The sequence below is a fragment of the Nocardia sp. CY15 genome, from assembly GCF_009829295.1.
GTDB classification, from domain to species: domain Bacteria; phylum Actinomycetota; class Actinomycetes; order Mycobacteriales; family Mycobacteriaceae; genus Nocardia; species Nocardia sputi.
The window spans coordinates 462749-486820 of record NZ_VUOT01000001.1 but is presented as its reverse complement, the minus strand read 5'-3'; the positions used below and the strand labels follow the sequence as shown (position 1 = coordinate 486820).

The window sequence follows — 24072 nt, the reverse complement described above, 5'->3', positions numbered from 1 at the left end:
CCGGCACGGTCAGGCGTTCGCGACCGGGACGGTCTCCGGCTGTTCGGCCGGCTTCGGTCGCCGTGCCCGCAGCAGGCCCGCGCCGAGCAGGGCGGCCGCGATACTGAATCCGGCGCTGATCCACGCGCCGGTGGACATGGCGGCGGTGAATGCCTCCTTGGCGGGCTCGATGTAGCCGAGCTGGAAGGCGGCGCCGATGGATTCACGCGCCATGTCGGGCGCGTCGGCGGGCATGTGGGAGGTGAACACACCGGCCAGCACGCTACCGAGGACGGCGATGCTGATCGCCATGCCGACCTGCTGGATGGTGTCGTTCATCGCGGAGCCGACACCGGCGTGCTGCAGCGGGATCGCGCTCATGATCGCCGCGTAGGCGGCCGGACCCGCCAAACCGCCGCCCACGCCCATCACGAGCATGCTGACCAGAATCCAGAGATAGCCGGTCGCGAGGGCGAGGATGCCGAAGGCCACGCCCATGACGAGCAGACCGGACACGATGAGCGTCTTGTTGCTCAGCGTTTTGCCGAGAGTCGCGCCGAGGCCGTTGCAGACCGCCGCGGCCACGGCGTACGGCAGCAGCGCCAGACCCGCTTTCATCGGCCCGTAGCCGAGCACGAACTGCAGGTACTGCGTGAGCATCAGCATCACCGCGCCCATCCCGAACACCATCAGCAGCAGGGTGAAACAGGTGCCGGTGAAGTCGCGACTGCGGAACACCGCCAACGGCAGCATCGGATGGACGGACCGGCTCTCCCATACGACGAACGCGGCCGCCGCGACGGCGGCCAGCACGAGCACGGGAATGTTCCATTCCCGCTCGATGATCACGTAGACCGTCGCGGTCAGCGCCACGACCGAGAGCACGACGCCGACCAGGTCGACCGGCCGTTGCTCCCCGGTGGTCTCCGGCATCAGCACGACGGCCGCCACGATCGCGAGAACCGCCACCGGGATGTTGAGCAAGAAAACCGAACCCCACCAGTAGTGCTGGAGCAGGAATCCGCCCAGCGTCGGTCCGGCGACGATGCCGACCATGGAGACCGTCGACCACGCCGCCATGGCCGTACGCCGTTCGTCCTCGGCGAAGGTGGTCATCAAGATCGACAAGGTCGACGGCATCAGCAGCGACCCGCCGACGCCCATCGCGACGCGCGCGGCCACGACCTGCCACGGTTCGGTGGCCAGTACGGCGGCCAGCGACGCCACACCGAACACGGCCAGCCCGCAGATCAGCGCTCGCCTCCGGCCGAAGCGGTCGGACAGGCTGCCCGCGGTGAGCAGGAGACCGGCGAAGACCAGCACGTAGGCGTCCAGAATCCACTGCACGTCCGACGGAGTGGCGCCTAGCTCCCGGATCAGCGACGGGATCGCGAGATTGAGCACGGTGCTGTCGAGCATCAACACGAGCAAGGACAGACAGAGGACCCCCAGGACCCACCACCGGCGGGGGTCTCGTACAACGTTCGATTCCACTCGCACAGCGTACGAGAAAGTCGAACGGTGTGCGAGCGAATATAGGATCGTGTCGTGACCAAGCAGCAGTTCTCGTCGGTATGGACCAAGCAGCCGCGCCAGCCCAGGACGTCCGGGCTGCACCGGGAGCAGATCATCGCCGCGGCGGTCGAGATACTCGATGCCGAAGGGCTGGATTCGCTGAGCATGCGCAAGCTCGGCGCGAAGCTGGGTGCGGGAGCGACCAGTCTCTACTGGCACGTCTCCAACAAGGATGAGCTGCTGGAGCTGGTGCTCGACGAGTTCTGGGGCATGGTCCGGACCCCGGAGCCCGAGCAGGCGTCTTGGCGGGAACTGCTGACCACCTTCGCCTACAGCTTTCGCGCGACCATCCGGGAGCATCCGTGGGTGGCGTCCTTGGTCGGGCGATTGCCCAGTATCGGCCCGAATTCCCTGCGGCTGAGCGATCGGCTGCGCCGCGCGTTCGTCCAGGCGGGTTTTCGGGGTGTGGACATCTATCTGGCCAGCGGATCGGTGATGTGTTTCGTCCTCGGCCAGGTGATTCCCGAAATCGCTTGGGACGCGGCGTCCCAGGGAGCCGAGATGGACACCGACGGCATGCTGCGCGTGATGAACGAACTGGCCGGCGACTATCCCGAAATGCTCGCGGACTATGAGGCGGCCGTGCCGACCGACCCGGAGGTCGCGCGCGCGATGGCCTTCGACTTCGGCCTGCTGTGCGTCCTCGATGGCCTGGAAGCTCGCCTGCGTAACGCGCCGAAGTCGTCCGAGGTTCGTGTCGCGGAGGAGTGAGCCCATCAGATTGAAACGTGTTCCTTGCGACTGAAATCGCATGGAAACGTGCATTGCGTCGATAAACTGATACGTGTTCCATATACATGACCAGTGGACACGCGATCCGGCGCGCCCGTGCCGATGCGCAGAAAGGCGTCGACGTGAGCACGCACACCGTTCTCGGTCGTGAGATACACATGCCGGTCCGTATCCGGCTCGCGCACGCCTTCATGGCCACCTACCTGGTGCCTGCCGGGTCGGCTCAACGCCTCATCGACTACTCCGGGCTGCGAATCCTCCGGCTACCCGGCGGGCGGGCGATGTGCACGCTGGTCTTCGTCGACTACGTCGACGGCGATCTCGGCCCTTACAACGAGTTCGGTGTCTCGTTCATGGTGCGACACCACACCGCGGGAACGGCGGAGCGTTTCGGTGATTCGAAGGCGCTGGTGACCGGGCGTGCGGGCGTACTGATCCACCGGCTGCCGGTCGACGGGGATTTCACCCTGGCCGCCGGGCGCGGCATCTGGGGGTTTCCCAAGGAACTCGCCGAATTCGTCGTCGACCACGGTGCCCGCACGCGCAGTGGCGCGCTGCACCAGAACGGGCGGCTGATCGCGGATCTCCGGGTGCGGCCCGGGTTCGCGACCCCGAACGGACGCGCTGCCGCCTCCTCGTTCGACGCCTACTCGCACATCGACGGTGTCACCCGTTGTACGCGCTGGGAAATGCGGCCTTCCGGCATGCGAGCGCGGGTCGGCGGAGCGGAACTGAAACTCGGCGATCACGAGATCGCCGCGGAACTCCGGTCGCTCGGCCTGCCGCGGCGCGCGCTGATGTCCTCGTCCGTGGCGCGGCTGGCCATGACGTTCGAGAACGCGATCGTGATCTGACACCCCGCTCGAATCGCGCATAACCAGCCGGTCACGGGAGGGGCGGAGCGTGGACGGGTCCCGTGGCGCCGGTTACGCTGACGTAGCTGATTATTTGCCAACGCTACCAGCTATGGAGTGGTGCCCGTGAGCGTCACCAATCGGAGCTACCCGGCGGAGAAGCGCTGCGAACTGGTCCGATTGCGTGATATAGGCCAGCGAACACGAGACGCGCGCCGTTCCATGTGCTCCACTGGAGCCTTGATCCGGGGCGGTCCGGGACTGATCTGGCTTTCGATCAGCTATCCTCGTAACGCGGCGGCGAGCGAACCTTCTGTGGCGAGGTGTCCGGCGTGCGTCCCCACATCGATCGTGTTCCCGCGGTCGGCGACGGTGTCCCGCGAGTTGCCGCGATCCGCACTAGCGTGGTGTGCCGTGAGCACCGTGCAGTCCGGCGTGATCCCGTGCACCGGAACGTCGCCGCATCCCGGGCGCCGTGCGCTTCGGCGCGAGTGGGCCGGTCGCACGCGGTCGCGCACCCGGGTTCTTCCTATCCGAGCCGAGGCGGCGTGACGCTGCCGAATCCCGAAGCCGAATCGGAAGACGGTGAAGAGGAACTCGACTACCGCTTCACCCTCGCGAACGAGCGCACCTTCCTCGCGTGGATGCGGACCTCCTTGGGGTTGCTGGCCGGTGGTGTCGCGGTGCACACCCTGGTCCAGTCGTTCCGAATCGCGGGACTGCGGCGCGTGATCGCGCTGAGTTGCCTGGTCTTGGCGGCGGTCGTCGCGGTCGGCGCGTACGCGCACTGGCGGCGCGTCGGCGTGGCCATGCGGCGCGGTGAACCGCTGCTGGACACGGTGCTGGTGCCGATCCTGTCGGCGGGCATCGCGGTCGTCTCGGTGCTGGCGGCGGTGGCGGTGCTGCTGCGGTGAGCGCGCCCCATCTGTCCGCCGAACGCACCGCACTGGCGTGGCGGCGCACCGCCGTGGCGGCGATGGTCGTCGGCACGCTGTTCGTGCATCAGGCCCTCGGCAGCGGGTGGCGTGCCTCCGCGTTCGCGCCCGTCGCGGCCGCGCTCGCGATGGCGGCGCTGGCCGGGGCCTGCTACCTGCGCAACCACGGTCTTCGCCGGGGTCGCTACGCCCATGGCGGTCGCATTGTCGCCGCGACGGCCGCGGCGGTGGTCGTGGTCGCGGTGACCGCGGCGGCGGCCGGCTCCCTCGAACCGCTACCCGAGCAGGGTGGCGGCTCAGCAAGGTCCGAGACGACAGGAGGACGACAATGAGCACAGCGAGCGAGCCGAGCGATTTCATCGTCGCGGAGCACCAGCGTGCGGCCGCCGCACTGCCCTTCGCCGACACGACCGATCCGGCCGACGCCGAGCGCGGATTCATCGCCGCGCTGACACCCGGCGTGGTCGCCTCCGAAGACGGAACCGTCGTGTGGGACAACGACTCCTACGCGTTCCTGCGGGAACCCTGCCCCGCGTCGGTGCATCCGAGCCTCTGGCGGCAGTCCGGCCTGCTCGTGCGGCAGGGGTTGTTCGAGGTCACCGACGGCATCTACCAGATCCGCGGGCTCGACCTGTCCAACATGACGCTCGTCGAAGGCGCAACCGGCGTCGTCGTCATCGATCCGCTGATCTCGGCCGAGACCGCGGCGGCGGGTCTCGCGCTCTACCGCGCCCATCGTGGCGATCGCCCGGTGACCGGGTTGATCTACACGCATTCGCACGTCGACCACTTCGGCGGTGCGCACGGAGTCGTCACAGCGGAGGCGGTCGAGCAGGGGCGCTGTCCGGTGCTGGCGCCCGCCGGTTTCCTGGAGCACGCGGTCGCGGAGAACGTTTACGCGGGCACGGCGATGGCGCGCCGTGCGGGGTACATGTACGGCGCGGTGCTGCCGCGCGGTCCGCTCGGCGCGGTGGGCTCCGGGCTCGGCCAGACCACGTCGGTCGGCACCGTCACACTGATCCCCCCGACCGTCGACATCACCGCGACCGGTCAGGAGGAGACCATCGACGGGATACGAATGGTCTTTCAGCTCACGCCCGGCACCGAGGCACCCGCGGAAATGAACTTCTACTTTCCCGACCGCCGCGCGCTGTGTATGGCCGAGAACGCGACCCACACTCTGCACAATGTGCTCACACTGCGCGGTGCGGTGGTGCGCGACGCCCACGTCTGGGCGAAATACCTGACCGAGGCGATCAACCTGTTCGCCCGGGACTCCGACGTCGTCTTCGCCTCGCACCATTGGCCGACCTGGGGCACCGAGCGCCTGGTGGAGTTCCTCGCACTGCAACGGGACCTGTACGGGTACCTGCACGACCAGACCGTCCGTCTACTGAACCAGGGGTACGTGGGCGCGGAGATCGCCGAACTGATCACGCTTCCGCCCGCGGTCGCCGAGGCCTGGCATGCGCGCGGATACTACGGTTCGGTCAATCACAACGTGAAGGCCATCTATCAGCGCTACATGGGCTGGTTCGACGGCAACCCGGCGCACCTCTGGGAGCACCCGCCGGTCGAATCGGCCCGGCGGCACGTGGAATTCATGGGCGGTGCGGAGGAGGTGCTGCGCAAGGCCCGGGCTTCCTACGAGGCCGGGGACTATCGCTGGGTGGCGCAGGTGCTCGATTACGTCATCTTCGCCGACCCGGACAACGATGCAGCGAAAGCGTTGCAGGCCAGTACCTTCGAGCAACTCGCCTATGGTGCGGAGAACGCGACCTGGCGCAATTTCTATCTCAGCGGAGCCTACGAGCTGCGCTACGGTTCGTTCGGCACGCCGGCCAAGCCCGAATCGCCGACCATGGTCGCGGCGCTGAGTATCGACCAGATCTTCGACGCCCTGGCGCTGCGCGTCGACGGTCCCAAGGCGTGGGACCATCGGCTCGTCACGGATTGGATCCTCACCGACCAGGACCGCCCGCACCGGCTCGAACTGCGCAACGGTCGCCTCACCCACTTCGATGTCGCCCCCGGCATGCGGCTACCCGAACCGGACGCCACATTCACGCTGGCCAAAACCACCCTGATCCGGGTGTTGCTGGCCGGCGACGACTTCGGCGTCGCGGCTGCCGCCGGCGATATCGTCATCGAGGGAGATGTCACCAAGCTCGCCGAACTGGTGCACATCTTCGACGCCCCGGATCCCGATTTCGCGATCGTCACACCGTAGGCGTCCGGCCGGTCACGCCACAGGCGGCCGGTCCTCGGGCGGGCGCCGGTGTCGGCCCGGTCGCCGATACGAGAGCCTGCGAGCATCTCATCTCGACTCCCGCCCGAAGAAGTAGCCGACGACGATCCCGGCAAGGCCGGATACCGGCGCCAGATATTGCGTCAGCTCCTGCGCCGGTACACCTTTGACAATGCCGAACATGACTCCGGCGACCGTACCTGCCACGAGCGCCGTGGCCAGTCCAGCGCGGTAGCGCGATTCGAGGATCTTGTTCCTCGCTTCCGCCTCTTCCTTCGCCAGTTCGGTGCGCCTCGACTCCGCCTGCAACTCGTGGTCGCGCCGGGCGCGGTCGACGGCTTCGGTGTCCGAATACGCGGATGCCTGGTATTCGCGCTTGGCCGTGATGTAGGTCATCAACTGATCGAACGACATGGAATCGAGGCCCATCAGCCGTGAAGATTCGATGATCTCCTGGATCTCGACACGGGCGTCAAGCATCTCGTCGTAGACGGGCGACGCTGGATCTACCGGAAGATTCGAGGGCTCCCCGGCCATCTCGGGTTCGGCGGTCACCGGAAAAGTATCGCGCGCCTCTTGGTCGATCGATGGACAGTCGGAAGTTCTGATAGAAGCGATTTCAGACGCCGCGGCCACATGCCCAGCCGTGTGTGGCGAGGCCTTGCATGCCGAGGCTCGGGTCCTGACCGAACTGCTGTAGGTCTCCGCCGCGCCGGACGGAGACGTCTCACTCAAACAGACTTCGGTAAGGCTGCCAGGTACCTGCTCGCGACGAAGCGCTGGATCAGCCGGACCGCGGGTCCGCCGAGGCGGGTGTACCAGGTGGCGGGGCGGGAGAACGCGACGATCAGTCCGTACACCGCGTCGTCTGCGGCGTCGTACTCGACGGCGAACAGTTCCTCGCCGGACGCGGGGTGTCCGGGCAAGGTCCCGTACGCGAAGCCTCGCCTGTCGGGTTCGTCGAGGACGTACACCACCCGGCACGGCGCGACGATCCCGAACGGACCGAATCCCAGGCGCACTGTGATGGTGGTGCCGGGCTCGGCGGTCGGGGTGTCGGCGGATCGAAAGATCCCGGTGCCCTTCTGCACCCGATAGGCGCGGATCTCCGCACCCGCGTGCTCGAACAGTGCTCGTCCGCGCCCGATGCGCCGCCGCAGCCGAAACCCGTGATATCCCTCCGGCAGCGGCCCTCGGGTCGCGCCGACCTCGGAATACGTGAACGCTGACAGCCCATCCTCCATGCCCTGATCTTCACCCCGCCCACCCGGTACCGCCAGCTCTCCCCACCGACACGCCGATTCGTGGAGTGGGCTTCCGCGACGCCATGGGCCCATGTCCCCAGCCGCATCGCACCTGGCACCGCCGGCGGCGCGCCACCCGCCCCTGAGTGCGCGAAGAAGCAACGAATCCAGGCGCCCGGTTCAGGGACGCACAGGTTTGAGCCGCAGGGGAGCGAGGTACAGGAGCCCCAGGGGGTCCAGATACTCACGGCTGCGTCGGCTATCGCCCTCGGCGCGTGCGCCCCAGTGCAGGCACGGCGTCGCGCATCCGGGATGCCCGGCCTCCAGCGCGCCGATCGGGGTGCCCCGGCCGACGCGCCTGCCGACGGGAACCTCGGCGCGAACCGGCTCGTAGGTCGTGCGCAGCCCGCCGGGGTGGGCGATGGACACGACCGGCTTGTCGGCCACCGTCCCCGCGAACACGACGATCCCTTCCCCCGCGGCGAGCACGGCCTGCCCCTCGCTGCCGGCCAGATCGACCCCCCGATGCCCCGGCAGCCAGTTCTGCGCCGGCTTGTCGAAGCGCTGTAGCACCGCGGGGCGCGGTTGTAGCGGCCACCCGAACCGGCCGGGTGCGGCCGTCGCCATCGGCTCCGTGGCGGCGACCGCGGCGACGGCGATTCCGAGCAGCGGAGCAAGCCACCGGCCCAGCCGCCTGCCGTGCGGCGATGTCATTCCCGCCGTACCGGGAAGTCCGTCTCCGGTCGCGATGCCGGCTCGGCGGAAGTCGTCTCGAGTCGGTCGTGCCCACCGGCGTCGCGGCCGGATTGCCGGAACGGGCGAGGCGCGCGCCGCAGCAGATCGGAGAGCGACGGCGGGCAGACCGAACCCGCGCACGCCCCGAGCACGGGTTCCGGCGCGGGCGCCTCGGCCCCGGCCGGCGGCGCGACGACGACGCCGAAGACGAACAACAGTGGAACCAGGAAGGTCGTCACGATGGAAATCGGTTTCATGCCCTCCACCCTCCCGTGGTCGAGTCGCGGCCGACGGTCGGATCCCCGGAATGGGGATAACTCGCTTGCCTGTGGAAAGCCTCCGTTCCGCCTGGTCAAAGGGTTCCGCTCGGATCGATTTAGGTCTGCGTGCGGCGAGGCCGTAAACTGATCGAGCGGTCTGTGCCTGCATGGACCGACTTCGCGCGCCACCCGTGCTTGTTCCTAGCGGCGCTGTCCGAATCGAGCCCGAGATTTCCGGGTTCGCGGCAGCGTGTTCGGGACAGTGAATCGCCGGCTGGTCCCCGCCTTCCCGGCCGGGTCCGACGATTCGGCGGCGCCAGGGCAGCGGATCGCCGATTCGCTGCGTCAACCGGCAAATGAAAGAGAGATACGGGAGCTATGGCTGTCGTAACCATGAAGCAGCTGCTCGACAGCGGCGCACACTTCGGACACCAGACCCGGCGCTGGAACCCGAAGATGAAGCGGTTCATCTTCACCGACCGCAACGGCATCTACATCATCGACCTGCAGCAGACGCTGACCTACATCGACAAGGCCTACGAGTTCGTCAAGGAGACCGTCGCCCACGGCGGCACCGTCCTCTTCGTCGGCACCAAGAAGCAGGCCCAGGAGTCGATCGCGGCCGAGGCGACTCGCGTCGGGATGCCGTACGTCAACCAGCGCTGGCTGGGCGGCATGCTCACCAACTTCTCCACCGTGCACAAGCGCCTGCAGCGCCTCAAGGAGCTCGAGGCCATGGAGCAGACCGGTGGTTTCGAGGGTCGCACCAAGAAGGAAATCCTCATGCTGACGCGTGAGATGAACAAGCTCGAGCGCACCCTCGGCGGTATCCGCGACATGCAGAAGGTGCCTTCGGCCATCTGGGTCGTCGACACCAACAAGGAGCACATCGCCGTCGGCGAGGCGCGCAAGCTGAACATCCCGGTCATCGCGATCCTGGACACCAACTGCGACCCCGACCTGGTCGACTACCCGATCCCGGGTAACGACGACGCGATCCGCTCCGCCGCCCTGCTGACCAAGGTGGTCGCCTCCGCGGTGGCCGAGGGCGTGCAGGCGCGCGCCGGCGCGTCCGCGGGCGACGAGAAGCCGGAGGCGGGCGCGGGTGAGCCGCTGGCCGAGTGGGAGCAGGAGCTGCTCGCGCAGGCCGCGCCCGGTGCCGAGGCCGCCGAGAGCTCGGCCGAGGCCTGAGACTCTTCATCCGCTGTTTCGGCGGCGATCACGAGCGAGTGCCATCGTGATCGCCGCTGCCAACACCCACACTTCTCCGAAGGAGGCTCGCCGAGAATGGCGAACTACACCGCTGCCGATGTGAAGCGGCTCCGGGAGCTGACCGGCTCCGGCATGATGGACTGCAAGAACGCGCTGGCCGAGACCGACGGTGACTTCGACAAGGCCGTCGAACTGCTGCGCATCAAGGGCGCGAAGGACGTCGGCAAGCGTGCCGAGCGGACCACCGCCGAAGGCCTGGTCGCCGCCAAAGACGGCGTCATGGTCGAGATCAACTCCGAGACCGACTTCGTCGCGAAGAACGCGGAGTTCCAGCAGCTGGCCGAGCAGGTCGTCGCCGCGGCGGCGGCCGCCAAGCCGGGCGACCTGGAGTCGCTGAAGGCGCTGGACCTCGGCGGCAGGACCGTCGAGGAGGCCGTGCAGGCGCTCGCCGCGAAGATCGGTGAGAAGCTCGAACTGCGCCGCGTCATCTCGCTGAACGGCCCGGTCGCCACCTACCTGCACAAGCGTGCCTCGGACCTGCCGCCCGCCGTCGGCGTGCTGGTCGAGTACACCGGTGAGGGCGATGCCGCGGCCGAGGCCGCCCGCGCCGCCGCCATGCAGGTCGCCGCGCTCAAGGCCAAGTACGTGACCCGCGACGAGGTCCCGGCCGACATCGTGGAGAACGAGCGCCGCATCGCCGAGCAGACCGCTCGCGAGGAGGGCAAGCCCGAGGCCGCGCTGCCGAAGATCACCGAGGGCCGGGTCAACGGCTTCTTCAAGGACGTCGTGCTGCTGGAGCAGCCGTCGGTCACCGATTCGAAGAAGACCGTCAAGAAGCTGCTCGACGAGGCCGGTGTCACCGTCACCCGCTTCGCCCGCTTCGAGGTCGGCGCGAACTAAGTCCCGCCGCACCCCCAGCGAGCAGGCCCCCCGCCGACCGAACGAACGCCGGTTGACGGGGGGTCTTCTGCTGCCGCCGGAACCGAGTAAGGCAGGATGGATGCCGCTCTGCCTAGCTCCACGCCACGGGCTCCCGCCGTGCGCGCCGAATCGCCGCAAATCGACAATCCATCGCCGAAGGAGACTGGAGACCCATGACGGACCCGGGGACCGATCGCCCAGGATATCGCCGGGTGCTGCTGAAACTCGGTGGGGAGATGTTCGGCGGAGGCAAGGTCGGGCTGGACCCGGATGTGGTGCAGACGGTCGCCGAACAGATCGCCGAGGTGGTCGCCACCGGCGTCCAGGTGGCCGTGGTGATCGGCGGCGGAAACTTTTTCCGCGGCGCCGAGCTCGAGGAGCGCGGCATGGAACGCGCGCGCTCGGACTACATGGGCATGCTCGGCACCGTGATGAACAGCCTTGCCCTGCAAGATTTCCTGCAACAGCAGGGCGTGGACACCCGGGTGCAGACCGCGATCACCATGGGCCAGGTCGCCGAGCCCTACCTTCCGCTGCGCGCCAAGCGGCACCTGGAGAAGGGCCGCGTGGTCATCTTCGGAGCCGGCATGGGCATGCCGTACTTCTCCACCGACACCACGGCGGCGCAGCGCGCGCTGGAGATCGGCGCGGACGTGGTGTTGATGGCCAAGGCGGTCGACGGAGTGTTCACCGCCGACCCGCGCGTCGACGAGACCGCGACCATGTACTCCGAGATCACCCACAAAGAGGTCATCGAGCGCGACCTCAAGGTCGCCGACGCGACCGCATTCAGCTTGTGCATGGACAACCAGATGCCGATTTTGGTGTTCAATTTGTTGACCAAGGGCAATATCGCCCGCGCGGTCGCCGGTGAGAAGATCGGCACACTGGTTAGGTCCTGATACCCGCTGACCGCGGATCGTGACATGACGACGCTGTGGAGGAAACGGTCGTGATTGAAGAAGCGCTCTTCGACGCCGAGGAGAAGATGGAAAAGGCCGTCTCGGTGGCGAAGGACGATCTCGGAACCATTCGTACCGGTCGGGCGAATCCGGGGATGTTCTCCCGGGTCGTCGTCGACTACTACGGATCGCCGACCCCGATCACCCAGATGTCCAGCATCACGGTGCCGGAGCCGCGCATGGTCGTGATCAAGCCCTACGAGGCGGGCCAGCTCGGGGCGATCGAGACCGCGATCCGCAACTCGGATCTGGGCGTCAACCCCACCAACAACGGTGACATCATCCGGATCTCGGTGCCGCAGCTGACCGAGGAGCGCCGCCGCGAACTCGCCAAGCAGGCAAGGGGCAAGGGCGAGGACGCCAAGGTCGCCATCCGCAATGTCCGTCGCAAGGCGATGGACGAACTGTCGCGCATCCAGAAAGATGGCGAGGCGGGGGAGGACGAGGTCGGGCGCGCCGAGAAGGAGCTCGACAAGACCACCGCCAAGTATGTCGGCCAGGTCGACGAACTGGTCAAGCACAAGGAAGCCGAACTGCTCGAGGTCTGACGCGGATCGGTCGGCAGGAGTGACGGGCCCGGAGGAGGCCCGGTCACCGCGAGTGCCGCCGGAACCCAGCGGAGGCCCGCCCGGGCGGGGGACGAACGGAACGACGAGTTGAGCGACGGGACAATCGTGGCCGAGAACGCCGCCGCGGCCGGTGCGGCAGAGGAGCCGCCGGTGAACGGGACAGCCGATGCGATGCACGAGCAGTCGCACGATGCTGCTGCGTCCGGTCATGAACCGTTAGGCTCCGCCGCGGCGTCGGGGTCGGATGCCGCGGCCGCCCGCACCGCCGCGCCGTCGAGTGGTTCGCGCGCGGGTCGTAATCTGCCCGCCGCGCTGACCGTCGGCTTCGGTCTGGGTCTTTCGCTGATCGCCATCCTGCTGTTCGTGCCGAAACTGTTCATCGGCGTCGCGGCGGCCGGTGTGGGCGTGGCGACCTGGGAGGTCGCCAAGCGCCTGCGTGAAGCCGACGTGCTCGTCCCGCGGGTTCCGCTGATCGTCGGCGGCCAGGCGGTGTTCTGGCTCGGCTGGCCCTACGGCGCCAGCGGTGTCGCGGGCGCGTTCGCCGCCACCACCTTGATCTGCATGGTGTGGCGGCTGTTCGACCACGGTTTGCAGACCGCGCCGCGAAACTTCCTGCGTGACACCGCCATCACGGTGTTCACGCTGGCCTGGATTCCGCTGCTCGCCTCGTTCGCCACGCTGCTGCTGCTCGAGCCGGACGGCAACCTGCGAGTGCTGACGTTCATGATCCTGGTGGTCTGCTCGGATGTCGGCGGTTACGTCGCAGGCGTGCTGTTCGGCAAACATCCGATGGTGCCTTCGATCAGCCCGAAGAAGTCGTGGGAGGGCTTCTGCGGCTCCCTGGTGTTCAGCGTGATCGGTGGTCTGCTCACGGTGACGCTGCTGCTGGAGGCCAACTCGATGATCGGCGTCGTCCTCGGCGTCGGCCTGGTGCTGGTGGCCACCTGCGGGGATCTGATCGAGTCGCAGATCAAGCGCGAACTCGGCATCAAGGACATGGGCACGCTCTTGCCGGGCCACGGCGGCATCATGGACCGTCTCGACTCGATGCTGCCTTCGGCGTTCGTCTCCTGGCTGGTGCTGTCGACGCTGCTGTGATCCGGCGCGTCAGCCTTTCTTGGCGGCGCGGCGCAACTGCAGGATGCGGGCGCCGCCCACGGAGGCCATGACGAGCGCGCCGCCGATCATCGACAGCAGCACGGTGACGCCGAGCGGCAGCGAGAAGTCCCAGAAGAAGAAGCGCACTTGAATCTGCTCCAGGTTCTGCAGGATGAAGATCAGCAACAGAACCAGGATCAGGACGCCGGTGACGAGCCCGGTCCAGGTGTAACCGGTACGCGACGACAGGGACTTCGTCGGTGTCGGCGTGATCTGAGCGTCCGGTTGTGGAGCGCGCCCGCCACGCGAGAGATCCGGATCCGGTTCGTGCGGGTATTCGGAGTGGGTGGCCATGTCTCGATCATGGCCGACCGCTGTCGCGGACGTGGGCATTTCCCGCATGCGGCTCGGCATGTCGGGCTGCTCGGACGCGGTCGAGTGTGCGACCGGTTCGCACGGATGGGAGAATGGAGCGATTATGACCGTCTCCCTGCCCCTGGTTTTCGACGCTCCGCGCCGCGGCATGCCGCCGCGCCATCTCGCCGACCTCGATGCCGAGGGCAGGCGCGCGGCCGTCGAGGAACTGGGCCTGCCCAAGTTCCGCGCCGATCAGATCGCCCGGCAGTACTACGCGCGGTTGCAGGCCGACCCGGCACGGATGACCGATCTGCCCGCCGGGGTGCGGGAGAAGATCGGCGAGGCGTTGTTCCCTCCGCTGCTGAGCGTTGTCAAGCACGTCGCGTGTGACGACGGCGAGACCCGGAAGACATTGTGGCGCGCTGGAGACGGCACGCTGCTGGAAAGCGTCCTCATGCGCTACCCGGACCGTGCGACCCTGTGCATCTCCAGCCAAGCCGGCTGCGGCATGGCGTGCCCGTTCTGCGCCACCGGCCAGGGCGGGCTGAACCGCAACCTGTCCACCGCCGAGATCGTCGACCAGGTGCGTGCCGCGGCCGCCGCGTTGCGGGACGGGGAAGTGGCGGGCGGTCCGGGCAGGTTGTCCAACATCGTCTTCATGGGCATGGGCGAGCCGCTGGCCAACTACAAGCGTGTGGTCGCCGCGGTCCGCCGGATCACTTCGCCCGCACCGGACGGCTTGGGCATCTCGCAGCGCAATGTCGTCGTCTCGACCGTGGGGCTGGCTCCCGCCATCCGCAAGCTGGCCGACGAGGGCCTGTCGGTCACGCTCGCGGTCTCGCTGCACACGCCGGACGACGAACTGCGCGACACCCTGGTCCCGGTCAACAATCGCTGGCCGGTCGCCGAGGTGCTCGACGCGGCCCGCTACTACGCCGACACGACCGGCCGTCGCGTCTCGGTCGAGTACGCGCTGATCCGCGACATCAACGACCACCCATGGCGCGCGGACATGCTCGGCGAGAAACTGCACAGGGCGCTCGGCTCCCGCGTGCACGTCAACGTCATCCCGCTCAACCCCACCCCGGGCTCCAAGTGGGACGCCAGCCCCAAGCCGGTCGAGCAGGAGTTCGTCCGCCGCGTGAACGCGCAGGGGGTGCCGTGCACGGTCCGCGACACCCGCGGTCAGGAAATCGCGGCCGCCTGCGGACAACTGGCCGCGGAGAACTGAAACGCGCTAGCCGCGGTTCTTCGCCGGGCGGTTGGTGGCGGCGCGACGTTCGGCTTCCTTCGCCTTGATGCGCGCGTTCTCCGCGCGGACCGCGGCGTAATTCTCGCGCTCGCGCACGAGCCATTCCGGCGGGTCGGCGAGCAGGGCGTCGATCTCGTCGGCGGTGAGGTGATCGGAGACCTCGGCGCGGGTCAAGCCGGTGTTGGAGACGCCGAGCTTGCGGGCCACCACGTCGCGCGGGAACGGGCCGTTGCGCCGCAGTTCGGTGAGCCAGGCAGGGGGATCGTCGCGCAGCGCGTCGAGCTGGGCGCGCGAGATCGGTGCGGTGCGGAACTCCTCGGGCGCGGCCGGAAGGTAGATGCCGAGTTTGTTCGCCGCCGTCAGCGGCTTCATCGTCTGCGTTTTATTGTCCGGGCTCACCGATACAGCCTAACGGGCGCCGCCGGACGGATTCGTCCGCAGTCCGACTCGCGCAACGCGGAGGCGGGCAGCCGCTACTCGGCGGCGCGGGCGGTTCCCATCGGCCATTGGCATACGCTTCCACGAATGAGCCGGTTGGAGTCGATAGATGTGGTGCGCCTGCGCTGGTTCGTCGCGGTCGCGCAAGAGTTGCACTTCGCGCGCGCGGCGAAGGCGCTGCACATCTCGCGGCAGAAGCTGAGCCATACCGTCATCGACCTGGAGAACGAACTCGGCACGAAGCTTTTCGTGCCCGGCGCGCAACCGACCCGGCTCACCGACGAGGGACGGGAGTTGCTGGAGCAGGCGGGTGAGATCATCGCGCGGGCCGAATCGGCGGTGCGGCAGCAGGCGGAGGCTCCGGCTGTCCTGCGTGTGGGTTTCGTGCCCGGGGTCACCGTTACCAAATGGACCCGGATCTGGGCTGAGCGGTATCCGGGCACACCGCTCGAGGTGATCGCGCTGCCGCAAGCGGAGCAGGAGGCGGCCTTGCGCGAGGGACGCGTCGACCTCTGCTTCGTCCGGCTGCCGATCGACCGCGAAGGCATGAGCGCGATCCCGCTCTATCGCGAGGTCCCCGTCGTGGTGGTGCAGAAGGAACACCCGCTCTCGGTGTTCGACGACGTACGCATGGACGACCTGGCCGATGAGCATCTGCAGGACACGTCGGACGTCGACGCGGTGGCCGGCGTGTTGGAACTCGTCGCCGCGGCCGGTGGGGCGGCGATCGTGCCCCACTCGCTGGCTCGTCTGCACCATCGCCGCGACCTCGTCTACCGCACGATGCTCGGTGTCTCCGACACGGAAATCGCGCTGGCCTGGCCCGCTGATCACACCACCGAGGCGGTCGAGGATTTCATCGGCGTCGTGCGCGGCCGCTCCGAGCGCAGCTCACGCGCCCCGGCCCGGGCCGACACGAACGAGCCGCGGAAGAAGCCTTCGGCCAAGAAGACAGGCGGTCGTCCGGCTCCCGCCAAGAACAAGCCCGCCCGGCGGCGCGGGCGCTAGCCGCTTCGTGCCGCCCAGGACTGGCGGCGGTGCGAACCCCGGCCGGTCCGCACCGCCCGGCGATCAGCCGTTGCAGACCCGGTTCAGTTCGTCGGTCGCCGGGTTCAGATTCGTGACCTCGTCGTCGGTGAGGGCGTGGGCGTAGGCGGCGATGGCGTCCTTCTCCGCACCTTCGGCCGGGATCGCCGACAGCTCGGCGGCCAGGGATTGCTGCACGGTCGAGTCCAGATTCCCGCCCGACTGGTCGATGGCGGCGTTGATCGCGTCGATGGCCGCGCCGCACGCCGCCGACTGGGCGTACGCGGGCGCCGCGGGCAGCAACAGCAGCGAGCCGAAGGCGCTCGCGACGAGCAGGGCGGCGGAACAGGTCTTGATCATTGCGTCCTAAAGGTTCGGGTGAATAGAAATCGAGGCCCGCGACCCGGTTGGGACGCGGACCTCGGACGCACACGGTACCGGGGCGCGGCTACGCGGTAGTGACTAGCGCGGCTTGCGCTGCAACAACGAGTCGCGGATCAGGATGCCCACGATCAGGGCGGCGAAGCCGACGAGGAAGAGGTTCTCGACCTGGCCGCTGTGGTTGCCGACCAGCATGGCCAGCAGGATCAGCGCGACGATCCAGCCGGCGACCCGGAAGGTGCGCCGCGACTCGCCGCTCCAACCCCAGGCCGCGGAGGGAACTTCGGCGGGGTCCACGCGAGTGACGATGCCGCGCTCGGTGTCGGCGTGTTCGAGTTCCGTGGCGGCCACGATCGCTCCTTAGCTGTTCCTTCGTACCGCGATTCCGGTACGCACTCGATGAGCTACTGCCGCATATCGTGGCATACGACGGTGCGTCGTTGTAAGTCGGCCCGCGCCCGTCGAACACGGTGCGGCGGGTAGGACACAATGAAGTCGTGTCCGACATCGTGAGAGTCCTGCTGCTGGGCAGCACCGGATCCATTGGCACCCAAGCGCTCGAGGTGATCGCCGCCAATCCCGACCGCTTCGAGGTGGTCGGACTCGCCGCGCGCGGCGGCAACACCGAGCTGCTCGCCGCCCAGATGGCCGCCACGGGCACCCGCAATGTCGCAGTCGCCGACCCGGCGGCGGCCCAGCGGTTGGATCTGCCGTTGGGTGGTCCTGGGGCGGTGACCGAGCTGGTGCGCCGCACCGAGGCGGACGTCGTGCTCAACGCGCTGGTCGGCTCGCTCGGGCTGGAGCCGACCCTGGCCACCCTCCAGTCGGGCACCCGCCTCGCCCTGGCCAACAAGGAATCGCTGGTCGCGGGTGGTTCTCTGGTGACAAGGGCCGCTGCTCCCGGGCAGATCGTCCCGGTCGACTCGGAGCATTCCGCGCTGGCGCAGTGCCTGCGCGGCGGTCGCGCCGACGAGGTCGACCGGCTCGTGCTGACCGCATCCGGCGGCCCGTTCCGCGGGTGGACCGCCGAAATGCTGGAGTCGGTCGAGCCCGCCGAGGCCAAGGCGCATCCCACGTGGTCGATGGGCTTGATGAACACCCTGAACTCGGCTTCGTTGGTGAACAAGGGACTGGAGCTGATCGAGACGCACCTGCTGTTCGGGGTGCCCTACGACCGCATCGACGTCACCGTGCACCCGCAATCGATCGTGCACTCGATGGTCACCTTCACCGACGGTTCCACGCTCGCCCAGGCCAGTCCGCCGGACATGAAGCTGCCGATCGCCCTGGCGCTGGGCTGGCCGGACCGGGTGCCCGGCGCCGCCGCGGCCTGCGATTTCGGCGCCGCGTCCACCTGGACGTTCGAACCGGTCGACAACGAGGTCTTCCCGGCGGTCGAGCTGGCCCGCGCGGCCGGGCAGGCCGGGGGCAGCGTCAACGCGGTCTACAACGCCGCGAACGAAGTCGCGGTGCAGGCCTTCCTCGACGGCGCCATCCGCTTCCCGCAGATCGTCGGCACGGTGGCCGCCGCGGTCGAGGCGGCCGACCGGTGGCGCACCGAGCCGGATTCGCTCGAGGAGGTTCTCGCCGCGGACGCCTGGGCGCGGGAGTTCGCCGCCGCTCGGGTAGGCGGCTGAGACCGCTCGATGACGGATCGGACGCGCGCAACGACGGCGTCCTGGCACACTGAAGACACAGGGCAGGTCTCTGTCCGGTTAGGGTGATCAGAGTGCTCGCGGCCAGGAGCGGACGCGTGCGTGCGGGATATTCGAGCTGCGCAAACGCAGGAGGGCTGTAGAGCAAATGGTGTTCGCGTTGGGATTCGTGCTGTTCGCGCTGGGCATCACGGTGTCGATCGCGCTGCACGAATGTGGGCACATGTGGACTGCCCAGGCGACCGGCATGAAGGTGCGGCGGTATTTCATCGGATTCGGGCCGAAGATCTTCTCGTTCCGCCGCGGTGAGACCGAGTACGGCTTGAAGGCGCTTCCGCTCGGTGGTTTCTGTGACATCGCGGGCATGACGGCGCTGGACGAACTGCGCCCCGAAGAACTCGACCGCGCCATGTACCGCCAGGCCACCTGGAAGCGGCTGCTGGTCATGTCCGGCGGCATCGCGATGAACTTCGTCCTCGGCTTCATCCTGATCGTGGTGCTCGCGGTCGGCTGGGGGTTGCCGAACCTGAAAGAGCCGCCCGCCACCGCGCTCGGCACCATGAGCTGCGTCGCGCAGCAGAACGCCGACGGCTCCACCGAGCCGTGCACCGGCACGGGCCCGGCGCAGCGCGCCGGATTGCAGCGCGGTGACATTGTCAAACAGGTCAACGGCGTCGAGGTGGATACCTGGCGGGAGTTCCAGTCCGAAACCCAGAAGCAGACCGGCCCCTTCACCTACGTCATCGAGCGGGATGGCCGCACCCTCAGCATTCCGGTCACCCCCGAGCGGGTCGTCCGCTACCCCGAGGGCGGTGGCGCGGGCCGCGAAGTGTCAGCCGTCGGCGTGGCGCCGGACCGCTACGAGCCGGTGCAGTACGGCCTGCTGGCAGCCGTGCCCGCCGCAGGCGCCTTCACCGGTGACATGTTCGTGCGCACGGTCGACTCGCTGACCCAGATGCCCGCCAAAGTGTCCTCGCTGTGGGACGCGGTCACCGGCGGTGAGCGGGATCCGGAGACTCCCGTCAGCGTCTACGGCGCCAGCAAGATCGGTGGCGAGACCGCCGAACGCGGCCTGTGGAACTTGTTCATCCTCGTGCTGGCCAGCCTGAACTTCTTCCTCGGCGTCTTCAACCTGCTGCCGTTGCTGCCGCTGGACGGAGGGCACATCGCGGTGGTGCTCTACGAGAAGGTCCGCAACACCATCCGCGGCTGGAAGGGTCTCGCGCCCGGCGCCCCGGTGAACTACCTGAAATTGCTGCCCGCGACCTATGTGGTCGTGGTGATAGGCGGCGCCTACATGCTGTTGACGCTGGCCGCCGACATCGTGAACCCGATCAAGTTGTTCTGACCGGGGCCCCAGGCCGGTCGGCGCGGTCGGCGGCATGGCCTGTCGAGGTCGGCCGGGGAGGCCTTGTCATTGCTGTCACAAGGTGGGCGTCGTCTGCCACGGCTAGACTCGGCAGCGAACCGGCCGGACACGATGAAAGTAGGCAGCCGAAGGTGACCAGCACAATCGGATTGGGGATGCCGACCGCTCCCGCGGCGGTGCTCGCTCCCCGGCGTAAGACCCGCCAGCTGATGGTGGGCAATGTCGGGGTGGGCAGCGCTCACCCGATCTCGGTGCAGTCCATGACCACGACCAAGACGCACGACGTGAACGCCACCCTGCAGCAGATCGCGGAGCTGACCGCGTCGGGGTGCGACATCGTGCGGGTGGCCTGCCCGCGTCAGGAGGACGCGGACGCGCTGGCCACGATCGCGCGGAAATCGCAGATTCCGGTGATCGCCGACATCCACTTCCAGCCCCGCTACATCTTCGCGGCCATCGACGCGGGCTGCGCGGCGGTACGGGTCAACCCCGGCAACATCAAAGAGTTCGACGGCCGGGTCGCGGAGGTCGCCAAGGCCGCGGGCGCGGCGGGCATCCCGATCCGCATCGGCGTGAACGCCGGTTCGCTGGACAAGCGAATGATGGAGAAGTACGGCAAGGCCACGCCGGAGGCGCTGGTGGAGTCGGCGCTGTGGGAGGCGAGCCTGTTCGAGGAACACGGGTTCGGCGACATCAAGATCTCGGTCAAGCACAACGACCCGGTGATCATGGTGGAGGCCTACCGCCAGCTGGCCGCGCAGTGCGACTACCCGCTGCACCTCGGCGTCACGGAGGCGGGCCCGGCCTTCCAGGGCACGATCAAATCCGCCGTCGCGTTCGGCGCGCTGCTTTCGGAGGGCATCGGCGACACGATCCGCGTTTCGCTCTCGGCGCCGCCCGCCGAGGAGGTCAAGGTCGGCGGGCAGATCCTGCAGTCGCTGAACCTGCGCCCGCGCAAGCTGGAGATCGTGTCGTGCCCCTCCTGCGGTCGTGCGCAGGTGGATGTGTACACCTTGGCCAATCAGGTGAGCGCTGGTCTGGAGGGTATGGCGGTGCCGCTGCGGGTGGCCGTCATGGGCTGCGTCGTGAACGGGCCCGGCGAGGCGCGCGAAGCGGATCTGGGCGTGGCTTCCGGCAACGGCAAGGGCCAGATCTTCGTCAAGGGCGAGGTCATCAAAACCGTTCCCGAAGCGCAGATCGTCGAGACGCTCATCGAAGAGGCGCTGCGCATCGCCGAGGAGATGGGTGCGGACGCCGGCGCGGGCGAACCCGTCGTCACTGTCAGCTGAGCAGCCGCTCACCAGCGCTTTCGGCATAGCCATACCGCATCGCGCCGGTTCGTGGCAGGCTGTCACCGTGCGGAGTCTGCTGGAGCCGGCGCGACGGGCCAAATATGCCCCTGCGCGGCAGCTCGCTAATCGAGACCTTGCTCAGGTGCTGCGTGTGCTGGATGCCGATCCGGTGGCTTCGTGCATGGTCGCCGCCCGGTTGCAGGAGTTCGGCCTGGACACCCGGTGTGGTCAGGGCGAGCTCTGGAGCCGGGGCGGCCCCGCGGAGTCACTGTGTTTCTCGGGTGCGAATCTGGTGCCGCTGCTCGGCGACCGAGACGCACTGCGCGCGTTCGCCGACCGGGCGATCCGCTGGCCGCGGATCTGTTCCTCGGTGGTCGGGCGCAGAGAGCTGGCGTTGCCGCTGTGGGAGATGCTGGCCGGACATTGGGGCCCGGAACGGGAACTGCGCGGGGAACAGCCGCTGCTGGCGCTGGCCCAGCCGCCGCTGGCCACGCCCGACCAAGAGGTTCGCCGCGTACGTCAGGACGAACTCGACCGATACCTCTCGGCGGCGATCGCCATGTTCATCGAGGAGGTGGGCGTCGATCCGCGCGCGGGCGACGGCGGTCGCGGCTATCGCCGCCGCATCCAGAGCTTGATCGAATCCGGCCGCGCCTGGGCCCGTTTCGAGGACGGGGAAGTGGTCTTCAAGGCCGAGGTCGGGTCGCTGTCCAGGCGCACGGGCCAGATCCAGGGGGTCTGGGTGCATCCCGATCACCGTGGGAAGGGGCGTGGCACCGCGGGCACCGCGGCGGTCGCGAACGCCGTGGTGGCCTCCGGCCGCACCGCGAGCCTGTACGTGAACGACTTCAACGCGATCGCCCGCCGCGCCTACTGCCGGGTCGGGTTCCGGCAGATCGCGACCTTCGCCACCGTCCTGGTCGACTGAGCACGCCCGGCGAATTCCGGAGTGCCGCAGGCGTTTGCCCGTCAGTGACCATTACGATCGGTGCCGATGTCGACTCGGATGCTCTTCTCGCTCACCGTCGCGGCCCTCACGGTGGCCGCCGCCGCGTGCGCGAGCGAGCCGCAAGGACCCGTTCCCGCCGCGGACGCGTTCGTCAAAGCTTTTGCCGAGCACCGGGTCGGCGCCGCGGCGGACCTGACCAACCTGCCGGAGAAGGCCAGCGGCGCATTGCGTTCGGCCTGGGATCAGCTGCAGGCCGAACAGCTCACCGCGCGCACCGGCGCGGCCCGCGTAACCGGGGACACCGCGACCGTGGAGTACACCTACGAGTGGCGGCTGCCCAAGAACCGGATGTGGAAGTATTCGGGCCTGTTGCAGATGGGCCGGAGCAACGGACGCTGGATGGTCCGGTGGACCTCGTCCAACATCCACCCCAAACTCGGTGACACCCAGACCATGGCGTTGCGGTCCAATCCGCCGCCGCGGGCGCGGGTCAACGAGCAGTCCGGCAGCGACGTGATGGTGCCCGGCAGAGTGTCCCGGGTGGCGTTCGCCGCGGCCGACGCCCCCGATCCCGCGACCGTGGCCACCGCGCTGGCGGCCTCGTTGCACCGTTTCGACAAGTCGCTGACGCCGGAGTCCATCCTCGACGCGGCGAAGGCCGCCGCGGGCGCCTACACCGTCGCCCTGCTCAACGAACACGAATCCGGCCAGGTCACCACCGATCTCATCGGGCTGCCGGGGGTCACGCTGACCCAGCAGTGGGATCTGGTCGCCACCGACCGGGAATTCGCGCCCGACCTGCTCACCCAGGTGCGCAAGACGGTGATCGCGGAGGTGGACGGCAAGGCGGGGTGGAGCGTGGTCACCATGAACGCCAACGGCGCCGACACCGATGTGCTGATGGAGGTACCTTCGCAGCCCGCGCCGTCGTTCTCGCTCAGCGTCGACCGCCACGTGCAGAATGCCGCCCAGCGCGCCGTGCAGCCGCGTACCGAGCAGGCCATGATGGTGGTGCTGCGCCCGTCCACCGGCGCGATCCTGGCGGTCGCGCAGAACAAGGCGGCCGCTCGGGAGGGGCCTATCGCGACGATCGGCCAGTACCCGCCCGGCTCGGTGTTCAAGACGGTGACCGCGGCCGCGGCCATGTCGAACGGTCTCGCGACCCCGGATACGGTGCTGCCGTGCCCGAGCCGCATCGTCATCGGCGAGCGGACCATTCCCAACTACAACTTGTTCACCGTCGGCAACGTGCCGATGTCCACGGCCTACGAGCGCTCCTGCAACACCTCGTTCGCCAAGCTCGCCAGTGAGCTGCCCGGTCCCGCTCTGCACGAGGCCGCCGCGAAGCTCGGTGTCGGGCCCGCCTATTCGATAGTGGGGCTGCCGACGACCTCCGGCTCGGTGCCGTCGGCCGACGACCTGATCCAGCGCACCGAGGACGGCCTCGGCCAGGGCAAAGTGGTGGTCAGCCCGTTCGGCATGGCGCTCATGGCCGCGACCATCGCACACGGCTCGGCGCCCGTGCCCTACCTGATCGCGGGACGGCCCACCCGGATCGATGGCGACCGTCCGGCTCTCGCCCCCGACGTCGTCGCGGGGTTGCGCGCGATGATGCGCCAGGTGGTCGTCGGCGGCACGGCGGAACGGATCGCCGATCAGGGCGAGGTATACGGCAAGACCGGCGAGGCCGAAGTCGACGGCGGCTCGCACTCCTGGTTCGTGGGCTTCCGCGGCGACATCGCGTTCGCCACGCTGCTGGTCAAAGGCGGTAGCTCCGACAATGCCGTCGCGGTGACACGGGACATGCTGGCAGCCTTGCCCGCCGGGTACTGATGCGCCTTCGCTCCCACACGGGGACGACCCAGAACCGGAGTTCACGGTCTCGTGGCCGGGGAAGCCGGGCCACCCGAACAAGTGTCGACCGATAGTTCACGGAGTCCTCCTTCGTCAGGCCCGGCCCGATACGTGCGCAGGCACGGGAGCCGAGGCATCCGCACCGGCCCGGACAGTGGTCATGGCGACTGTCCGG

At 68.4% G+C, this 24072-nt stretch carries 26 protein-coding genes; 17 read left to right on the top strand and 9 right to left on the bottom strand.

The genetic code is table 11. The features are described 5' to 3' along the window. Window positions 1–9: 9 nt before the first annotated feature. Entirely contained in the window at window positions 10–1473 is a 1464-nt protein-coding gene (locus tag GVY39_RS02400; protein ID WP_255466078.1) for an MFS transporter, read from the bottom strand. A gap of 54 nt (window positions 1474–1527) precedes the next feature. Between GVY39_RS02400 and GVY39_RS02395 the strand changes: the two genes are divergently transcribed. From GVY39_RS02395 to GVY39_RS02375, 5 genes are all read left to right on the top strand, one after another. Then, the gene (locus tag GVY39_RS02395) at window positions 1528–2265 is read left to right on the top strand and encodes a TetR/AcrR family transcriptional regulator C-terminal domain-containing protein (protein ID WP_159919916.1); all 738 of its coding nucleotides are present in this window, start codon (window positions 1528–1530) and stop codon (window positions 2263–2265) included. 143 nt (window positions 2266–2408) lie between these two features. Next, complete coding sequence (locus tag GVY39_RS02390; protein WP_159919914.1) at window positions 2409–3140, top strand: acetoacetate decarboxylase family protein; 732 nt, start codon at window positions 2409–2411, stop codon at window positions 3138–3140. 548 nt (window positions 3141–3688) lie between these two features. After that, on the top strand, window positions 3689–4054 hold the full coding sequence (locus tag GVY39_RS02385) for a YidH family protein (protein ID WP_159919912.1): 366 nt from the start codon (window positions 3689–3691) through the stop codon (window positions 4052–4054). Further along, window positions 4051–4407, top strand: a complete 357-nt coding sequence (locus GVY39_RS02380; protein ID WP_159919910.1) for a DUF202 domain-containing protein — start codon at window positions 4051–4053, stop codon at window positions 4405–4407. The genes GVY39_RS02385 and GVY39_RS02380 overlap by 4 nt, the downstream gene beginning before the upstream one ends. Continuing rightward, complete coding sequence (locus tag GVY39_RS02375; protein ID WP_159919908.1) at window positions 4404–6305, top strand: alkyl/aryl-sulfatase; 1902 nt, start codon at window positions 4404–4406, stop codon at window positions 6303–6305. The genes GVY39_RS02380 and GVY39_RS02375 overlap by 4 nt, the downstream gene beginning before the upstream one ends. 87 nt (window positions 6306–6392) lie before the next feature. Here the strand turns inward: GVY39_RS02375 and GVY39_RS02370 are convergent, their stop codons facing one another. The 4 genes from GVY39_RS02370 to GVY39_RS02355 all read right to left on the bottom strand — a co-directional run bounded on the left by GVY39_RS02370 (window position 6393) and on the right by GVY39_RS02355 (window position 8559). Next, window positions 6393–6878, bottom strand: coding sequence for a hypothetical protein (locus tag GVY39_RS02370; protein ID WP_159919906.1), 486 nt, complete (start codon window positions 6876–6878; stop codon window positions 6393–6395). 176 nt (window positions 6879–7054) lie between these two features. Continuing rightward, the gene (locus GVY39_RS02365) at window positions 7055–7567 is read right to left on the bottom strand and encodes a DUF1990 family protein (RefSeq protein WP_159919904.1); all 513 of its coding nucleotides are present in this window, start codon (window positions 7565–7567) and stop codon (window positions 7055–7057) included. 180 nt (window positions 7568–7747) lie between these two features. Further along, window positions 7748–8281, bottom strand: a complete 534-nt coding sequence (locus GVY39_RS02360) for a M23 family metallopeptidase (protein WP_159919902.1) — start codon at window positions 8279–8281, stop codon at window positions 7748–7750. Then, window positions 8278–8559 (bottom strand): hypothetical protein, encoded by a 282-nt coding sequence (locus GVY39_RS02355; protein WP_159919900.1) that lies wholly within the window; start codon window positions 8557–8559, stop codon window positions 8278–8280. The genes GVY39_RS02360 and GVY39_RS02355 overlap by 4 nt, the downstream gene beginning before the upstream one ends. Before the next feature lie 381 nt (window positions 8560–8940). Between GVY39_RS02355 and rpsB the strand changes: the two genes are divergently transcribed. The 5 genes from rpsB (at window position 8941) to GVY39_RS02330 (ending at window position 13324) form a co-directional block, all read left to right on the top strand. Beyond that, window positions 8941–9753, top strand: coding sequence for a 30S ribosomal protein S2 (gene rpsB, locus GVY39_RS02350; protein ID WP_159919898.1), 813 nt, complete (start codon window positions 8941–8943; stop codon window positions 9751–9753). A 96-nt stretch (window positions 9754–9849) separates the two neighbouring features. Further along, a complete protein-coding gene (gene tsf, locus GVY39_RS02345) occupies window positions 9850–10674 on the top strand; it encodes a translation elongation factor Ts (protein WP_159919896.1) in 825 nt (274 codons plus the stop codon). Window positions 10675–10868: 194 nt separating this feature from the next. Next, window positions 10869–11597 carry a UMP kinase gene (pyrH, locus tag GVY39_RS02340; RefSeq protein WP_040780648.1) on the top strand — a complete coding sequence of 243 codons (729 nt, stop codon included), beginning with the start codon at window positions 10869–10871 and terminating at the stop codon, window positions 11595–11597. 50 nt (window positions 11598–11647) lie between these two features. Beyond that, window positions 11648–12205 carry a ribosome recycling factor gene (gene frr, locus GVY39_RS02335; RefSeq protein WP_040868343.1) on the top strand — a complete coding sequence of 186 codons (558 nt, stop codon included), beginning with the start codon at window positions 11648–11650 and terminating at the stop codon, window positions 12203–12205. Between the two features lie 108 nt (window positions 12206–12313). Further along, window positions 12314–13324: a phosphatidate cytidylyltransferase gene (locus GVY39_RS02330; RefSeq protein ID WP_201295130.1), complete on the top strand. Its 1011-nt coding sequence runs from the start codon at window positions 12314–12316 to the stop codon at window positions 13322–13324. A 9-nt stretch (window positions 13325–13333) separates the two neighbouring features. Here GVY39_RS02330 and GVY39_RS02325 read toward each other — a convergent pair whose 3' ends face one another. Beyond that, window positions 13334–13678, bottom strand: a complete 345-nt coding sequence (locus GVY39_RS02325) for a lipopolysaccharide assembly LapA domain-containing protein (RefSeq protein WP_159919894.1) — start codon at window positions 13676–13678, stop codon at window positions 13334–13336. A 124-nt stretch (window positions 13679–13802) separates the two neighbouring features. Here GVY39_RS02325 and rlmN point away from each other — a divergent pair, with 124 nt between their 5' ends. Further along, a complete protein-coding gene (rlmN, locus tag GVY39_RS02320; RefSeq protein ID WP_159919892.1) occupies window positions 13803–14912 on the top strand; it encodes a 23S rRNA (adenine(2503)-C(2))-methyltransferase RlmN in 1110 nt (369 codons plus the stop codon). 6 nt (window positions 14913–14918) lie between these two features. Here the strand turns inward: rlmN and GVY39_RS02315 are convergent, their stop codons facing one another. Then, window positions 14919–15332, bottom strand: coding sequence for a DUF5997 family protein (locus tag GVY39_RS02315; RefSeq protein WP_195070453.1), 414 nt, complete (start codon window positions 15330–15332; stop codon window positions 14919–14921). 126 nt (window positions 15333–15458) lie between these two features. Between GVY39_RS02315 and GVY39_RS02310 the strand changes: the two genes are divergently transcribed. Then, the gene (locus tag GVY39_RS02310) at window positions 15459–16379 is read left to right on the top strand and encodes a LysR family transcriptional regulator (RefSeq protein ID WP_159919890.1); all 921 of its coding nucleotides are present in this window, start codon (window positions 15459–15461) and stop codon (window positions 16377–16379) included. 63 nt (window positions 16380–16442) lie between these two features. Here GVY39_RS02310 and GVY39_RS02305 read toward each other — a convergent pair whose 3' ends face one another. Continuing rightward, window positions 16443–16757, bottom strand: a complete 315-nt coding sequence (locus tag GVY39_RS02305) for a hypothetical protein (protein WP_159919888.1) — start codon at window positions 16755–16757, stop codon at window positions 16443–16445. A gap of 102 nt (window positions 16758–16859) precedes the next feature. Further along, window positions 16860–17129, bottom strand: coding sequence for a DUF2631 domain-containing protein (locus GVY39_RS02300; RefSeq protein ID WP_159919886.1), 270 nt, complete (start codon window positions 17127–17129; stop codon window positions 16860–16862). 146 nt (window positions 17130–17275) lie between these two features. Between GVY39_RS02300 and dxr the strand changes: the two genes are divergently transcribed. The 5 genes from dxr (at window position 17276) to GVY39_RS02275 (ending at window position 23876) form a co-directional block, all read left to right on the top strand. After that, on the top strand, window positions 17276–18415 hold the full coding sequence (gene dxr, locus GVY39_RS02295; protein ID WP_159919884.1) for a 1-deoxy-D-xylulose-5-phosphate reductoisomerase: 1140 nt from the start codon (window positions 17276–17278) through the stop codon (window positions 18413–18415). Between the two features lie 166 nt (window positions 18416–18581). Continuing rightward, window positions 18582–19781 carry an RIP metalloprotease gene (locus GVY39_RS02290; protein ID WP_159919882.1) on the top strand — a complete coding sequence of 400 codons (1200 nt, stop codon included), beginning with the start codon at window positions 18582–18584 and terminating at the stop codon, window positions 19779–19781. Between the two features lie 152 nt (window positions 19782–19933). Continuing rightward, window positions 19934–21091 (top strand): flavodoxin-dependent (E)-4-hydroxy-3-methylbut-2-enyl-diphosphate synthase, encoded by a 1158-nt coding sequence (gene ispG, locus GVY39_RS02285; protein WP_159919880.1) that lies wholly within the window; start codon window positions 19934–19936, stop codon window positions 21089–21091. Window positions 21092–21158: 67 nt separating this feature from the next. Beyond that, a complete protein-coding gene (locus GVY39_RS02280) occupies window positions 21159–22022 on the top strand; it encodes a GNAT family N-acetyltransferase (protein WP_159919878.1) in 864 nt (287 codons plus the stop codon). Between the two features lie 66 nt (window positions 22023–22088). Further along, a complete protein-coding gene (locus GVY39_RS02275; RefSeq protein WP_159919876.1) occupies window positions 22089–23876 on the top strand; it encodes a penicillin-binding transpeptidase domain-containing protein in 1788 nt (595 codons plus the stop codon). Window positions 23877–24072 lie beyond the last annotated feature (196 nt).